The organism is Microbacterium sp. BH-3-3-3 (assembly GCF_007679045.1).
Classification (GTDB): Bacteria; Actinomycetota; Actinomycetes; order Actinomycetales; family Microbacteriaceae; genus Microbacterium; species Microbacterium algihabitans.
Genome location: NZ_VEFS01000009.1, coordinates 1 through 16,262, shown reverse-complemented (window position 1 = coordinate 16,262; position 16,262 = coordinate 1). Strand labels below are relative to the sequence as shown.

At 70.7% G+C, this 16,262-nt stretch carries 11 protein-coding genes; 2 read left to right on the top strand and 9 right to left on the bottom strand.

Features of this window, described 5'->3' with window-relative positions:
- Positions 1 to 290: 290 nt before the first annotated feature.
- From ndk to FS769_RS16605, 9 genes are all read right to left on the bottom strand, one after another.
- Positions 291 to 707 carry a nucleoside-diphosphate kinase gene (gene ndk, locus FS769_RS16645; RefSeq protein WP_144785245.1) on the bottom strand — a complete coding sequence of 139 codons (417 nt, stop codon included), beginning with the start codon at positions 705 to 707 and terminating at the stop codon, positions 291 to 293.
- A gap of 3 nt (positions 708 to 710) precedes the next feature.
- The gene (locus FS769_RS16640) at positions 711 to 1,124 is read right to left on the bottom strand and encodes a DUF4233 domain-containing protein (protein WP_396652429.1); all 414 of its coding nucleotides are present in this window, start codon (positions 1,122 to 1,124) and stop codon (positions 711 to 713) included.
- The gene (locus FS769_RS16635; protein WP_144835401.1) at positions 1,121 to 2,473 is read right to left on the bottom strand and encodes a folylpolyglutamate synthase/dihydrofolate synthase family protein; all 1,353 of its coding nucleotides are present in this window, start codon (positions 2,471 to 2,473) and stop codon (positions 1,121 to 1,123) included. Before FS769_RS16635 ends, FS769_RS16640 begins: the two co-directional genes overlap by 4 nt.
- The gene (ileS, locus tag FS769_RS16630; protein ID WP_144835399.1) at positions 2,470 to 5,892 is read right to left on the bottom strand and encodes an isoleucine--tRNA ligase; all 3,423 of its coding nucleotides are present in this window, start codon (positions 5,890 to 5,892) and stop codon (positions 2,470 to 2,472) included. Before ileS ends, FS769_RS16635 begins: the two co-directional genes overlap by 4 nt.
- Positions 5,893 to 6,252: 360 nt before the next feature.
- On the bottom strand, positions 6,253 to 7,800 hold the full coding sequence (locus tag FS769_RS16625) for an ABC transporter ATP-binding protein (protein WP_144835397.1): 1,548 nt from the start codon (positions 7,798 to 7,800) through the stop codon (positions 6,253 to 6,255).
- Positions 7,797 to 8,639 carry an ABC transporter permease gene (locus FS769_RS16620; protein WP_230704709.1) on the bottom strand — a complete coding sequence of 281 codons (843 nt, stop codon included), beginning with the start codon at positions 8,637 to 8,639 and terminating at the stop codon, positions 7,797 to 7,799. Before FS769_RS16620 ends, FS769_RS16625 begins: the two co-directional genes overlap by 4 nt.
- On the bottom strand, positions 8,636 to 9,613 hold the full coding sequence (locus FS769_RS16615) for an ABC transporter permease (protein WP_144835395.1): 978 nt from the start codon (positions 9,611 to 9,613) through the stop codon (positions 8,636 to 8,638). The genes FS769_RS16620 and FS769_RS16615 overlap by 4 nt, the downstream gene beginning before the upstream one ends.
- A 28-nt stretch (positions 9,614 to 9,641) precedes the next feature.
- On the bottom strand, positions 9,642 to 11,255 hold the full coding sequence (locus FS769_RS16610) for an ABC transporter substrate-binding protein (RefSeq protein ID WP_144835393.1): 1,614 nt from the start codon (positions 11,253 to 11,255) through the stop codon (positions 9,642 to 9,644).
- Positions 11,256 to 11,684: 429 nt separating this feature from the next.
- Entirely contained in the window at positions 11,685 to 12,344 is a 660-nt protein-coding gene (locus FS769_RS16605) for an endonuclease domain-containing protein (RefSeq protein ID WP_260979797.1), read from the bottom strand.
- Positions 12,345 to 13,009: 665 nt separating this feature from the next.
- Between FS769_RS16605 and valS the strand changes: the two genes are divergently transcribed.
- Entirely contained in the window at positions 13,010 to 15,577 is a 2,568-nt protein-coding gene (gene valS, locus FS769_RS16600; RefSeq protein ID WP_144835389.1) for a valine--tRNA ligase, read from the top strand.
- On the top strand, positions 15,577 to 15,825 hold the full coding sequence (locus tag FS769_RS16595) for a hypothetical protein (RefSeq protein ID WP_056231099.1): 249 nt from the start codon (positions 15,577 to 15,579) through the stop codon (positions 15,823 to 15,825). The genes valS and FS769_RS16595 overlap by 1 nt, the downstream gene beginning before the upstream one ends.
- The last annotated feature ends 437 nt before the right edge of the window (positions 15,826 to 16,262 follow it).

Below are 16,262 nucleotides of genomic sequence, written 5' to 3'. Positions count from 1 at the left end.
GGTGGCTTCGACAGGCTCAGCCACCTCTCCCCCGACCGACGCGGGTCCCGGTGGCTTCGACAGGCTCAGCCACCTCTGCCGCGAGCCCGACGCAGGGCCCGGTGGCTTCGACAGGTTCAGCCACCTCTGCCGCGAGCCCGACGCAGGTCCCGGTGGCTTCGACAGGCTCAGCCACCTCTGCCGCGAGCCTGACGCAGGGCACCGGTGGCTTCGACAGGGTCAGCCACCTCTCCCCCGAACGACGAAGGCCGCCACCCCTCACGGGGCGGCGGCCTTCTCGGCATCCGGGATCAGGAGAACCAGATCGCGAGCTCGCGCTCGGCGGACTCGACACTGTCGGATCCGTGGACGAGGTTCTGCTGCACCTTGAGGCCCCAGTCGCGGCCGAAGTCGCCGCGGATCGTGCCAGGGGCGGCGGTGGTGGGGTCGGTCGTGCCCGCGAGCGAGCGGAAGCCCTCGATGACGCGGTTGCCGGCGAGGCGGATCGCGACGGAGGGTCCCGACATCATGAACTCGAGCAGCGGCTCGTAGAACGGCTTGCCCTCGTGCTCGGCGTAGTGCTGGGCGAGGGTCTCGCGGTCAGGCTCGACGAGGCGGATGTCGACGAGCGCGTAGCCCTTCGCCTCGATGCGGGCCAGGATCGCACCGGTCAGGCCGCGGGCGACGCCGTCGGGCTTGACCAGGACGAGGGTCTCTTCGGTAGCCATGGGTCATTCTCCGTTCGAGAGGTCGGGGTCAGCGGCGAGCCGGGCGTTGCGTCGGTCGAGCGCCGCTCCCTTGATCGTCGCATACGCCCACATGCCGCCGAAAATGACGGCGACCACGGCGAGGGCCGGAACCAGGAAACCGGCGAGCAGCAGCACGACCTGCAGGCCCCACCCGGCGAAGAGCGCCCAGCGGTGACGCAGCAGGCCCGAGACGGCGACCATCGCGATCGCCATGACGACACCGCCGACGATCCCCCACCACGGCTCGATGCCCGCGGGGAGCACCTTGAGGCCGTAGACGACGAGACCGCCGAGGAAGACGATGATCGACTCGAAGCCGAGCACGACGGAGCCGAGCGACTCCTGCGCGCCGCGCTGGCGCCGGGGGCGCGGAGCGCGGGGCTCACGCGGGCTCACGCCTGCCACCCCGACTTCCAGTCCTCGAGCTCCGACAGGCGCAGGGCTTCTCCGGCGAGCACGACGGATCCGGCGATGACGACGGCCCGGCGGTCGGACTCCGTGGCCCACGCGCGCGCCGCGTCGGCGGCGTCTTCGAGGGTCGGGTGCACGGTGACCGGAAGGTCGGCGGCCTCGGCCACATCGGCGATCACGTCGGGGTCGGTCGCGCGGTCGCTGTCGGGAGCCGTGGCGAACACGCGCGCGACGGCGGGGACGAGGGCCGACATGATGCCGACCGCGTCCTTCCCGTCGAGGATGCCGACCACGGCGCCCCACTCGTCGATGTCGAAGGCCTCGTCGAGGGCGGCGACCAACGCGCGGGCGCCGTGAGGGTTGTGCGCGGCGTCGACCAGCACGGTCGGTGCGGTGCCGACGAGCTGCAGGCGGCCGGGCGAGGTGGCGTTGCCGATGCCGTCGGCCACCACGTCGGCGGCGAGGGGCTGGGTGCCGCCCCCGATGAGCGACTCAACGGCAGCGACGGCGAGGGCCGCGTTGGCGCCCTGGTGCGCGCCGTACATCGGCAGGTAGACCTCGCGGTACGCACCCGCGACCCCGCGGATGTCGAGCTGCTGCCCGCCGACCGCGAGGGTTTGGCCCTCGAGGGCGAAGCCGTCTCCGGCCACCGCGACCGTCGCGCCCTCCTTCTCGGCGCGAGCGCGGATCGCGCGCAGGGCCTCGTCGGGCTGCGCGGCCGAGACGACCGCGGCACCCGGCTTGATGATGCCGGCCTTCACCGTGGCGATCTCGGCGATCGTCGAGCCCAGACGGTCGACGTGATCGATGTCGATCGGGGTGAAGACCGCGACGTCGCCGTCGGCGGTGTTCGTGGAGTCCCACTCCCCGCCCATGCCGACCTCGAGCACGAGCACGTCGATCGGCGCGTCGGCCGCGACGACGAACGCGAGCACCGTGAGCAGCTCGAAGAACGTCAGCGGGGCGTCTCCGGCGGCTTCGAGCTCGCCGTCGACCATGCCGACGAACGGCTGGATCTCGTCCCACGCGTCGGCGATCGCGGCGTCGGCCACGGGTTCTCCGTCGATGAGGATCCGCTCGGTGAAGCGCTCGAGGTGCGGGCTGGTGAACAGGCCCGTGCGAAGCCCCATCGCACGCAGCAGGCTCTCGATCATGCGGCTGGTCGAGGTCTTGCCGTTCGTGCCCGTCACGTGGATGACGCGGTACGTGCGCTGCGGGTCGGCCAACATTTCGAGCACGCGGCGCGTGCGCTCGACGCGCGGCTGCACCCACTGCTCGCCCTGGCGTTCGAGCAGCGCCGAATAGACGGCATCCGCCCTGGTGCGATCGCTCATGCGGGGGCTCCGATCCGCGCGACGGCCACCGTGACGGCGCCGACGTTCGCGTAGGTCTTGGCGTCGATGACGGTCTCGTACTCGGCCGGCGCGAGTTCGCCGCGCTCGATCAGGCGACCCTCGGGACCGGCGAGCACGACGGCTTCGGCGAGGGTCTCGGATGCCACGCCCGCGACGTCGAACGCCTGGGCCACGGCCTGCGCGTCGGCGTCTTCGACGAAGGTGAGCGAGAGGAAGATGCGGTCGCTCACGTCGAAGCCGGCGGCCTTGCGGGTGTCCTGGATGCCGCGGATCATGTCGCGGGCCAGGCCCTCGGCCTCGAGCTCGGGGGTCGTGACGGTGTCGAGCAGCACGAAGCCGCCGCCCGCGAGCACGGCCAGCGCCTCGCCCTCGGGGCGACCGGCGGTCTCGACGACCAGGTCGTACTCGGCGGGCTCGAGGGCGATGCCGCCCGCGACGACCCGTCCGTCGACCTCGCTCCAGTCGCCCTCGCGGGCGGCCTTGATCGCCTGCTGCACCTGCTTGCCCAGGCGGGGTCCGGCGGCGCGTGCGTTGACCGACAGGCGGTGCGTGATGCCGTACTCGGCGGCCGTCCCGTCTTGAAGGGCGACCTGCTCGACGCTCTTCACGTTGAGCTCCTCGCGGAGGATGTCATCGAACTGGGCCAGGCCCGCGGCATCCGGAGTCACCACCGTCAGACGCGGCAGCGGCAGGCGCACGCGCTTGCCCTCGCGCTTGCGCAACGCGTTGGCGACGCTCGAGACCTCGCGCACGGTGTCCATCGCGGTGCGGATGTCCTCGGCGGCGGGGAACGCCGACGCGTCGGGCCAGTCGGTCAGGTGCACGCTGCGCCCACCCGTCAGGCCCTGCCAGACGCGCTCGGTGACCAGCGGCAGCAGCGGAGCGGCGACGCGGGTCAACGTCTCGAGCACGGTGTAGAGCGTGTCGAATGCCTCGCGGCTGCGCGGGTCGTCGGTCACTCCCACCCAGAAGCGGTCGCGCGAACGGCGGATGTACCAGTTGGTCAGCACCTCGGCGAAGTCGCGCAGGCGCTCGGCCGCCGTCGTGGAGTCGAGCCCCTCGAGGTCGGCCGCGACGTTCGTCACGAGATCGCCGGTGAGGGCCAGGATGTAGCGGTCGAGCACGTCGGTGGAGTCGGTGCGCCACTCGGCCTCGTACCCGCCGGCGCCCGAGGCGGCCCCCGCTGAGCCTGCCGAAGCGTTCGAATACGTCGCGAAGAAGTACCACGCGTTCCACAGCGGCAGCAGGAACTCGCGCACGCCCGAACGGATGCCCTCCTCGGTCACGACGAGGTTGCCCCCGCGCAGCACGCTCGACGACATGAGGAACCACCGCATGGCATCCGACCCGTCGCGATCGAACACCTCGCGCACGTCGGGGTAGTTGCGCAGCGACTTCGACATCTTCTGCCCGTCGTTGCCCAGCACGATGCCGTGGCACGACACCCCGGTGAACGCCGGGCGGTCGAACAGCGCGGTCGAGAGCACGTGCATCACGTAGAACCAGCCGCGCGTCTGCCCGATGTACTCGACGATGAAGTCGGCGGGGGCGTGCTCGTCGAACCACTCGTGGTTCTCGAACGGGTAGTGCACCTGCGCGAACGGCATCGAGCCCGAGTCGAACCACACGTCGAGCACGTCTTCGATGCGGCGCATCGTCGACTTCCCCGTCGGGTCGTCGGGGTTCGGACGCGTGAGGTCGTCGATGTACGGGCGGTGCAGGTCGACCTCGCCGTCGGCGTTCACCGGAAGGCGGCCGAAGTCGGCCTCCATGTCGGCGAGCGAGCCGTAGACGTCGACGCGCGGGTAGTTCGGGTCGTCGCTCTTCCACACCGGGATCGGCGAGCCCCAGTAGCGGTTGCGGCTGATCGACCAGTCGCGCGCACCCTCGAGCCACTTGCCGAACTGGCCCTCCTTGACGTTCTCGGGCACCCAGGTGATCTGCTGGTTGTTCGTCAGCAGGTCGTCCTTGATGTCGGTCACGCGCACGAACCAGCTCGACACGGCCTTGTAGATCAGGGGGTTCCGGCAGCGCCAGCAGTGCGGGTACGAGTGCTCGTACGAGGCTTCGCGCAGCAGGCGCCCGTCCTGCTTGAGCAGGCGGATCAGAGGGCGGTTGGCCTCCATCCACAGCTCGCCGGCGACGTCGGCGACGGCGGGCAGGAAGCGGCCGCTGTCGTCGAGCGAGATGATCGTCGGCAGGCCCGCGGCATCCGCCAACCGCTTGTCGTCCTCACCGTAGGCCGGAGCCTGGTGCACGATGCCCGTGCCGTCGCTGACGGTGACGTAGTCGTCGACGAGGATCTTCCAGGCGTCCTGCGTGCCCCACACCGAGGCATCGGCGTAGTAGTCGAAGAGGCGGTCGTACGACACGCCCTCGAGCTCGGAGCCCAAGATCGTGGACTGCACGGCCTCGCGGGCGGCATCCGCGCTCTCGTATCCGAGGTCCTTGGCGTAGCCCGGAAGCAGGTCTTCGGCCAGCAGGTAGCGGTGGGCGACGGCCTCGAACGCCTCGTCGGGCGTGCCGTCGGGAGCGCGGTGCACGTCGGCGGCACCGTTCGGCCCGCCCTCGATCACGGCGTAGCGGATGCCGGGACCCACGGCCAGCGCGAGGTTCGTCGGGAGCGTCCACGGCGTCGTCGTCCACGCCAGCGCGCGGACGCCCGTGAGACCCAGCGCCTCGGCCTTGGCCCCGACGAGCGGGAAAGTCACGGTGACCGAGGGGTCCTGACGCATCTTGTAGACGTCGTCGTCCATGCGCAGCTCGTGCGTCGACAGGGGCGTCTCGTCGCGCCAGCAGTACGGCAGCACGCGATAGCCCTCGTAGGCGAGACCCTTGTCGTGGAGCGTCTTGAACGCCCACAGCACGCTCTCCATGTAGGTCGTGTCGAGCGTCTTGTAGCCGCGCTCGAAGTCGACCCAGCGGGCCTGACGCGTGACGTAGTCCTGCCAGTCGCGCGTGTACTCGAGCACCGACTCACGGGCCTTGGCGTTGAAGGGCGCCACGCCCATTGCCTCGATCTCGTCCTTCTCGGTGATGCCGAGCTGCTTCATGGCCTCGAGCTCGGCGGGAAGACCGTGCGTGTCCCACCCGAAGACGCGGTCGACCTTCTTGCCGCGCATCGTCTGGAAACGCGGGAAGACGTCCTTCGCGTAGCCGGTGAGCAGGTGGCCGTAGTGCGGAAGGCCGTTGGCGAAGGGCGGGCCGTCGTAGAAGACCCACTCCTCGGCGCCCTCGCGGTTGGCGATCGAGGCACGGAAGGTGTCGTCGTGCGCCCAGAAGTCGAGCGTGTCGTTCTCGATCGACGGGAAGCGGGGGCTCGGAACGACGGATGCCGTGGCGGCGACGCTCTGCGCGTCAGCGGCCGGGCCGAAGGATGAGGGGCGTGGGTAGGTCATGTCTCTCCGCAGGTTGGGATCCACCTGCGGGGACGATCCGTGCGGACCGCGGTACCACCCCGCGTTGCGCCGCCCCCGTTCGGGACCGGTGCCACTCTCACTGCGGCTGTGACGGGCCTGCCCCGCGCGGTTCTACTGATCCGGTCCCTGAGCGAGTCGAAGGGCCGGACGTTCTTCCGCGTGCTCCCCGGTGATGGCCGGATCGGTGCGTGTGCGTCCAGTCTACGCGAGCCGCGCGCGGCGCGCTGCGGGGTGTGCGCGGCGGTCGAGCGTCCAAGAAACCCGGACGCGGGGGCGGTCTCGTCCGGGTGTTATGGACACTCAACGGAGGAGGCAGAAGGGCCGGACACGACCCCCGGCTCACACCCCGGGCGCGCCCAGACCCGCCGCGGCCAGCAGCTCTCGGGTGAACGGATGCCGCGGAGCCGCGAAGACGCACGACACGGTGCCCGAGTCGACGACGCGCCCGTCCTTCATGACGATCACGTCATCGGCGATGCCGGCCACCACGTCGAGGTCGTGCGTGACGAACACCATCGCGAGGTCGCGCTCGGTCTGCAGGGCGCGCAGGCGGTCGAGGATCCGCGCGCGCACCGACGCGTCGAGCGCCGACACCGGCTCGTCGAGCACGAGGAGGTCGGGCGTCACGGCGAGGGCGCGGGCGATCGCGACGCGTTGGCGCTGCCCGCCCGACAGCTGCGCGGGCCGGTGCCGGACGAACGCGGGAGACAGGCCCACCTCTTCGAGCAGCGCGGCGACGGCGGAGCGACGTTCGGAACGCGCGACTCCCCCGGCGGCCACGGCCTCGGTGAGCGTGCGGCCGACCGTCCAGCGGGGGTCGAGGGCGCCCCACGGGTTCTGCTGCACGAGCTGCACGCGGGTCCGCGCGGCGCCGCGGGCGACCCGCGACGACCAGGGGCGGCCCGCGAACGTCATGGTCCCGGCATCCGGATCCGTCACTCCGACGATCAGGCGCGCGAGGGTCGTCTTGCCCGACCCCGACTCCCCCACGACCGCGAGGGTCCGACCGCGGCGCACCTCGATCGACACGTCGTCGACCGCGGCCCGGTCGCCGAAGCGTTTGATCAGCGCGTCGGCGGTGAAGATCGGGGCGTCGGTGCGCGGTGCCCGGCGGAGCGGCTCGTGCGACACCGCCTCGACGAGCGCGCGCGTGTGCGGGTCGCGCGGAGAAGCGAGCACCTCGGCGGTCGACCCGGTCTCGACGACGCGCCCCTCGTGCATCACGACGACGCGATCCGCCACGCGGGCGACCGCCCCGAGGTCGTGACTGATGAAGACCACGGCCACGCCGTCGTCGGCGATGCGGCGCAGCAGGTCGAGCACGCGCGCCTGCACGGTGGCATCCAACGCCGTCGTGGGCTCGTCGGCGACCAGCACGGTGGGGTTCGCGGCGAGAGCGGAGGCGATCAGCGCGCGCTGGCGCAGACCTCCCGACAGCTCGTGGGGGTACTGACGTGCTCGCGTGTCTGGCTCGGGCAGCGACACGCGCTCGAGGCTCTCGCGCACGCGTACGGCCAAGGCCGTTCCCCGCACGTCGGGCTCATGGATGCGGACGGGCTCGGCCACCTCGGCACCGATGCGTCGCAGCGGGTCGAGCGAGACGAGGGCGTCCTGCGACACGAGGGCGATCCGGTCGCCGCGCAGCCCGCGCCACTGCCGCTCGCCGAACGATCGGGCGTCGACGCCGTCGACCTCGAGCTCGTCGGTGCGAGCCGTGAGGCCCGCGGGCAGGAGGCCGAGCAGGGCGCGGGCGCTCACCGACTTGCCGGTGCCCGACTCCCCCACGATCGCGACGCATTCGCCCGGGGCGACGTCGAGGTCGAGCCCGCGCACGATCGCGCCGGTCGGTCCGTCGATGCGGAGTCCACGCACCCGCAGCCCGCTCATGCGTCGCGCTCCTCGGCGCGGGCGCGCAGGATGCGGCCGATCACGCTGACGCTCACGACGGTCGCGGTGATCGCGAGCCCGGGGAAGACGGCTACCCACGGCGCCTGCAGCAGCAGGTTGCGTCCGGCGGAGAGCATGAGGCCCCATTCGGCGGTGGGTTCGGTGGGGCCGAGCCCGAGGAAGCTCAGCCCGGCGGCGGCGAGGATGGAGGTACCGATGCCGATCGTGGCCAGCACGCTCACCGCGCCCAGCACGCCGGGCAGCACGTGCCGCACGTGCACGACGGCGGTCGGCACCCCGATGATCCGTGCGGCCTCGACGTGTTCGGTTGCGGCGAGGGTGCGCGTCTGCGCCCGCGCCAGGCGGATGTACACGGGCACCGCGGCGATGGTCACGGCGACCGCGACGTTGACCGGGCCGGGACCGAGCACCGCGACGACCAGCAGGGCGACGAGGAACTCCGGAAACGCGAGCAGCACGTCGACGATGCGCATGGCCGCGGCATCCGCCCATCGCGGCGCGACGGCCGAGAGCGAACCGGCGATCACCCCGACGACCAGGGCGAGGCCGGTGGCGAGCAGGCCGATGCCGACCGAGCGTCCGGCCCCGTAGATCACGCGCGAGTACACGTCGCGTCCGCTCTGGTCGGTGCCGAACCAGTGCGCGGCGCTGGGCGGCTGCAGGGTAGCGCGCACGTCGGTCAGCAGCGGGTCGTGGGTCGCGAGCAGCCCGGGGGCGACGGCGGCCAGGGCGATGAGGGCGAGCACGGCGCCGGCGATCCACAGCGCGGCGGCCTGACCGCGGAGGGTGCGCTGCCGCAGCGTGACGGGGGCGCTCACGACGGCACCGCCGCTCGGGCGGCCACCGCCGGCGCGGCGGTGCGCAGGCGCGGGTCGATCAGGGGCACGACGAGGTCGACGACGGTGTTCACGACGACGAAGACGAGGGCGCTCAGCAGGATCACGCCCGTGATCACCGGCAGGTCGCGGTCGGTGATCGCCGTCAGCGTCACGCGGCCGATGCCGGGTCGGGCGAACACGGTCTCGACCAGCACCGCGCCGCCGAGCAGCCACCCGACGAGATAGGCCGCGAGCGTCACTCCCCCGACGCTCGCGTGGCGCAGCGTGTGGTGCACGCTCTCGCGCAGGGGCGTCGCCCCGCGCGCGCGGACGGTGGTGAGGAACGGCTCGCGCTCGGCCGCTTCGACGCCGTCGCGCAGCACCTGCGACAGCAGCGCCGCGATCGGCAGGGCCAGGGTCACCGCGGGCAGCACGATCGCGGCGGCATCCCGCGCCCCCGACACTGGGAACCACCCGAGCTGGAACGAGAAGACGCTCAGCAGCAGCAGCCCCGTCCAGAACACCGGCGACGACAGCACGACGAGTTCGATCCCGGATGCCACGGCCCGACCGGTCCGCCCGCGCACGAGCAGCGACGAGGCGAGGGCCAGCACCACGGCGATCACCAGCGCGAGCGCGGAGAGCTGCAGAGTCGGGGCGAGCTGGCGCCCGATGACCTCGACGACCGGTTGGCGCAGCTGGTACGACTCACCGAGGTCGCCGCGCACGAGCCTGCCGAGGAAGGTCGCGTACTGCTCGAGCACGGGTCGGTCGAGACCCAGGTCGCTGCGGATGCCGGCCTTGACCGCCTCGCTCACCTGCGCCTGCGGTCCGAGCAGCACGTCGACCGGGTCGCCCGGGATGATCCGGAACGCCATGAACGCCAGCGTCGCCGCTCCCCAGAGCACCAGGACGACGGATGCCACGATCCCGCCGAGGCGCGTCAGCAGTACGTGCGAGCGAGAGCGTGGCATCCGAATAGTGTGTCTGAGACCCGACGGCTCAGCCGACCGTAGCGGTCGCGAAGAGCGGACGGCCGTACAGGTCGAACGTCAGACCCGAGACCTTCGGGGTCACGGCGCTGATCAGGGCCGGGCTGTACAGCGGCACGATGGTGGCCTGGTCGGCGTTCCATTGCTGCACCTGGGCGTAGATCGCATTGCGGGCGGCGGGGTCGGTCGTCGAGGCGCCCTGCTCGAGCAGCGCGTCGAGGGCGGGGTCGCTCACCTGCGAGGCGTTCTGGAACCCGTCGGTGGCGAGGTGGCTGCGCAGCAGGTCGGCGTCGACGCCCGAGAAGCCCCAGTCGGTGACGTCGTAGGTCTTGGGGCCGTACTGCTCGTTGTAGGCACCCGGCTCGAGCACCTCGCGCTGCAGGTCGAAGCCCACGGCCTTCAGGTCGCTCTGCACGGCGTTGGCGAGTGCGGCGCGGTCGTCGGGAACCGGGGTCCAGGCGATCCACCGGGCGGTGAGACGCTGACCGTCTTTGGTCCGGATGCCGTCGGCATCCCGACCCGTCCATCCGGCCTCGTCGAGAAGGGCGTTGGCCTGAGCCTGGTCGAAGGGCCAGGAGTTCTCGAGGCTCGCGTCGTAGCCGGGGGTCGTCGCGCCGAGGACGCTCCAGGCGCGGGGGTACTGACCGAAGAAGATCTCGTTCACCGCGGTGTCGACGTCGATCGCGCGGGTGAACGCCTGACGCACCTTCTGGTCGGCGAAGACGCCGTACTTCTCGTTGAGGAACAGCGAGTACGGCAGGCCCGGGTAGGCGATCGACTTCACGGTGTCGTCGGCGGGAACCTGCTGCACGAGGTTCGGCGGCAGGTTGGTCACCACGTCGGCCTGTCCGCTCGAGAGCGCACCGACGCGCACCGACGCCTCGGGGAGGATGTCGACGCGCAGCGTCTTGAAGCTCGGCTTGCCACCGCCGTCGGGACCCCACGTGTAGTCGTCGTTGCGGGTGTACACGATGTCCTGGTCGGGCGTGTATTCGGTGAGCTCGAACGGGCCGGTGCCGACGGTCACGTCGGGGCCGCCGGCCTTCAGCTGGTCGGCCTTGGTCTCGAGCACCTTCGGCGAGTAGAAGCCGAGCAGGGCGGTGCTGGCGGCCTGCAGGAACGGAGCGTAGGGCTGCGTGAAGCGCACCCGCACGGTGTGCTCGTCGACGACATCGGTGCCCGCGTACAGGTCACCGCCGAGCATGCTGGCCGCCTGCGCCGAAGCGGTGTCGGGGTTCACGATGCGGTCGAAGTTCGCCTTGACCGCGGCCGCGTCGAAAGGGGTGCCGTCGTGGAAGGTCACGTCGGTGCGCAGGCGGAAGAGGTAGCTCGCGCCGCCGTCCTCGACGTCCCACGACTCGGCGAGCCACGGCGAGAACGTACCGTCGGCCTCCTGGAACACGAGCGAGTCGAGCACCGCGCGCTGCACCATCGCCGACACGTCGAGCTGGCTGGTCTGCGGATCCATGTGCCCGGCCGAGAGGTTCGCTCCCTCGATCGCCCAGACGACCTCGCCGTCGCCCTGCGCGGCGGGGTCCGACCCGGCGCAGGCCGAGAGCGAGAGGGCGGCGACGGCCGCGACGGCGACAGCCGACAGCACGCGGCGCGAAAGCGAAGAAGGCATGGAGAAACCTCGGAATCTCTGGTGGGAAGGCTTTCAGCTTACCGGGGTTCCTGGACCGGGTGCGGAAAGTCCGCGGCGCCGCGCGCGCTCACAGCGAACGCGGGCGGGTGCCCCGCCGCAGAAAGTCAGCGATTCTCACAACCTCAGTCGGCATGCGCCCCTCGGGGCCGAGGATGTGCGAATCGCTGAGTTTGCGAAAGCAGCACCGTGTACCCACAGGAACTCACCACCTCAGTGGTACGCCCAGTCTCCGTCGGCATCCGTCTTTCGGCACCGAGGTCGCGCGGATCGGCGACTCCGTGCGGATTGCTGAGCTGCGCGGCCGGCGTCTCGCTCGTAACCCGCCTCACCTCCGAGATTCGCAGAACCTCCGTCGGCATCCGCCCCATCTTGCTGAAGATCTGCGAATCGCTGAGTGTGCGCGACCGCTCACGCCTTGTGCAGCCCCTGCGCCACGGCGTGCATGATCTGCTCCTGCACCTCGGGCCAGCGGTTCATGACCTGCTCGTATCCCACGCGGATGACGTGGTAGCCCAGCAGCATCAGTTCCGCGTCGTGGCGGATGTCTTCCGTGCGCTGCGCCCCGACGTGGTGTCCGCCGTCCACCTGAAGGACGAGCCGCTCTCCGATGAGGAAGTCGACGCGATGACCGTGGATCCAGATCTGCGATCGGATGGGGAGACCCATCCACCGCAGTCGGACGATCACGAACGTCTCGAGCCCGGAGTCGGCCCAGGGCGACGCCTCTCGAACGAGCCGGCGTGCGGCACCGGTCCAGGGCAGACGGCGGAGGTGCGCCAGATCGACCAGCTTCTTGTTCAGCGCGGAGTCCCAGATCGCGCGAGCCGCCTCGTACGGCTGACACGAGGCGACAGTGAGCAGGATGTTCTCGATCTCGTCTTCGAGCAGATCCGGATGCCGAGGGACGATAGCCCGCTGCCAGTGCACGACGGCGGCAGGACCTGCGACCCTTCCCCGGCCGGGATACGCGACGTGTGGCTTGTCCGGCCGTTCGGCGACCCACAGCCCACGCCTGTCGGCGGCGGTGACGCACGACAGCACGACGCCCGTTCGCGCGGCGGAGACCACGTGTGCGTCGGCCGTCGGAAGCGCGATCCAGTCCCGCCTGACCCTCAGAACGAATCCACGTTGGAGCGCTTGGGAGATCCGGTGTCGGCTGTGCCCCTCGCGGATGAGACGGGTCGGGCGGACAACGCCTCCGAGTTCAGCGGTTCGCGTTGCGACGGCACGGGCGAGGGCGTCATCCATGTGCGCCATCGTCGCCCGCCTGGAGCAGCGAAAACGCACCGCGGCGACCCCTGTGGATGAACATCCCGCTGGGGAGGAATGCCAACACGCAAATCGCTGCAGATGGAGCAATCTCAGCGATCCTCGCAATCTCAGTCGGCATCCGCCTCCGGAAGCTGAAGGTGCGCGAATCCCTGACCCTGTGCGGGCGCCGATTGCGTGATCGTCCGCGCAACCTCCGCGATCCCCGCAATCTCAGTCGGCATCCACCCTCGCAAGCTGAGGATGCGCGATTCCCTCACACCGCGCGGCACGTGACGCATGTCCGCGCAACCTCAGCAATCCCCACAAGCTCAGCCCGCATTCGCCCCGCCGGGCTGAATCTGCGCGAATCGCTGAGCTTGCGCGCCCCGACGCGCGCTCGCGCGAGACCCCCGGTATCGTGGACGCAGAACCCATCAGGCACGCTCACACAGTGCCGCCCATATCGCTCGAGGAGTACCCCTATGGCCACCATTCCCGACAAGCCCGCCCTGGAAGGCCTCGAGCAGAAATGGGACGCCGCCTGGCGTGAACGCGGCACCTACGTCTTCGACCGCCTGCGCGCCGCCGAGCTCGGCCGCCAGGGCGTGTACTCCGTCGACACCCCGCCGCCGACGGCATCCGGAAGCCTCCACATCGGCCACGTGTTCTCGTTCACGCACACCGACGTGAAGGTGCGCTTCGAGCGCATGCGCGGCAAGACCGTGTTCTACCCCATGGGCTGGGACGACAACGGCCTGCCGACCGAGCGCCGCGTGCAGAACTACTACGGCGTGCGCTGCGACCCCTCGCTCCCCTATGACGCCGACTTCACCCCGCCGTTCGCGGGCGGCGACAACAAGAGCAGCAAGGCCGCCGACCAGGTGCCCATCAGCCGCCGCAACTTCATCGAGCTGTGCGAGCAGCTGACGATCGAAGACGAGAAGCAGTTCGAGGAGCTCTTCCGCGAGCTGGGCCTCAGCGTCGACTGGACGCAGACCTACCGCACGATCTCCGACGACTCGATCCGCACGAGCCAGCTGGCGTTCCTGCGCAACATCGAGCGCGGCGAGGCGTACCAGTCGATGGCCCCGACGCTGTGGGACGTGGACTTCCGCTCCGCGATCGCCCAGGCCGAGCTCGAGGACCGCGACCAGCCCGCCGCGTACCACCGGGTGGGCTTCGCCAAGACCGACGGCTCGGGCGATGTGTTCATCGAGACCACCCGCCCGGAGCTGCTGCCGGCCTGCGTGGCGCTGGTGGCCAACCCCGACGACGAGCGGTACCAGCCGCTGTTCGGCACGACCGTGCGCACGCCTCTGTTCGACGTCGAGGTGCCGGTGCTCGCGCACCCCCTCGCGCAGAAGGACAAGGGATCGGGCATCGCCATGATCTGCACCTTCGGCGACGTGACCGACATCATCTGGTGGCGCGAGCTCGACCTGCCGAACCGCACCATCATCGGCAAGGACGGCCGCATCGTGGCCGAGGCCCCCGATGTGATCGTGACGGATGCCGCGAGGGCGGCCTACGACGAGCTCGCGGGCAAGACCGTGTTCAGCGCCAAGAAGCGCATCGTCGAGCTCCTGCAGGAGTCCGGCGTCATGGAGGGCGCCCCCAAGCCCTTCACCCACCCCGTGAAGTTCTTCGAGAAGGGCGACCGCCCGCTCGAGATCGTGTCGACGCGCCAGTGGTACATCCGCAACGGCGCGCGCGACGCCGAGCTGCGCGAGCGCCTCATCTCGCTCGGTCGCGAGATGTCGTGGCATCCCGACTTCATGCGCGTGCGCTTCGAGAACTGGACCAGCGGCCTCACGGGCGACTGGCTCGTGTCGCGTCAGCGGTTCTTCGGCGTGCCGATCCCGGTCTGGTACGGCCTCGACGACAGTGGTGAGCGCGACTACTCGCGCGTGCTGACGCCCGATCTCGCCTCGCTGCCGGTCGACCCGACGGTGGACGTGCCCCCGGGCTACACCGAAGACCAGCGGGGCGCGGCGGGCGGCTTCGACGCCGAGCGCGACATCCTCGACACGTGGGCGACCTCGTCGCTCACCCCGCAGCTGGCCGGTGGCTGGCAGCGCGACGAGGAGCTGTGGAATCTCGTGGCCCCGTTCGACCTGCGCCCCCAGGGGCAGGACATCATCCGCACGTGGCTCTTCTCGACCATGCTGCGCAGCGCCCTCGAAGACGACCGCAGCCCGTGGACGGATGCCGCGATCTCGGGCTTCATCGTCGACCCCGACCGCAAGAAGATGTCGAAGTCGAAGGGCAACGTCGTCACGCCCGCCGACATCCTCAAGCAGCACGGTTCCGACGCGGTGCGCTACTGGTCGGCGTCGAGCCGCCTGGGCACCGACGCGGCGTTCGACCCGCAGAACCCGACGCAGGTGAAGATCGGTCGGCGCCTCGCGATCAAGCTGCTGAACGCGGCGAAGTTCGTGCTGTCGTTCCCCGTGCCCGAGGGCGCCGCGGTGACGCACGCGCTCGACGCGTCGATGCTCGCAACGCTGGATGCCGTGGTGCGCGACGCCACCGCCGCCTTCGAGGCGTACGACCACGCGCGGGCGCTCGAGATCACGGAGTCGTTCTTCTGGACGTTCTGCGACGACTACCTCGAGCTCGTGAAGGAGCGCGCGTACGACCAGTCCGACGTGGGCCAGGCCTCGGCCGCCCTCGCGCTGCGCACGGCGCTGTCGACGCTCGTCCGTCTGTTCGCGCCCGTGCTGTCGTTCGCGTCCGAAGAGGTGTGGTCGTGGTTCGAAGAGGGCTCGGTGCACACCGCGGCCTGGCCCGAGCCGCTCGGCATCGAGGGCGACCCGGCAGTTCTCACCGCGGTGAGCGCCGCCCTCATCGGCATCCGTCGCGCCAAGACCGAGGCCAAGGCCTCGCAGAAGACGCAGGTGACCTCGCTCACCGTGTCGGGGCCGAACGTCGAGGCCCTGCGCCTCGCCGAGGGCGACCTGCGCGCCGTGGGCCGCATCGAGACGATCTTGTTCGCCGAGGCCGACACCACCACCGTGACCGACATCGTTTTCGCACCCCAGGAGGCCTGATGCAACTCGGAACCCGCTGGACCGCCCGCGAGCAGCCGCCCAAGGCTGTTCCCGAGGTTCTTCACGCCCAGATCGCCGCCGTCGAAGCCGCGCTGAACCCCGACGGGCTCAGCGCGCCCGCTCCGAAGTGGACGCTGACCTTCCTCGAGGGGCGCCCCGTCGCCGAGCTCGACACCGGGGTCATCGTGAGCCAGGATGCCGCGGGCGAGGTCGTCGTGCGTTACGACGACGACGCCGAGTTCGCCTGAGCCTCCGGGTTCGCGCTGCTGAGTCCGTCGACGCCTTCGTGCGTCGGCGGGCTCTTTGCGTTCCGGGGCAGGGAGGTGGCTGAGCTTGTCGAAGCCGTCGGGGTGCGCGGGTTGCTGGGCGAGGTGGCTGAGCCTGTCGAAGCCACCGGGGGCGCGCGCGTCGCGGTCCCTTCGACAGGCTCAGGGACCTGGGTTGCGAGGTTGCCGGGCCTGAAGCGAGGTGGCTGAGCTTGTCGAAGCCACCGGGGGCGCGCGGGTTGCTGGGCGAGGTGGCTGAGCTTGTCGAAGCCACCGGGGGCACGCGGGTCGCGGTCCCTTCGACAGGCTCAGGGACCTGGGTTGCGAGGTTGTCGGGCCTGAGGCGAGGTGGCTGAGCCTGTCGAAGCCACCGGGGGCGCGCGCGTCGCGGTCCCTTCGACAGGCTCAGGGACCTGGGT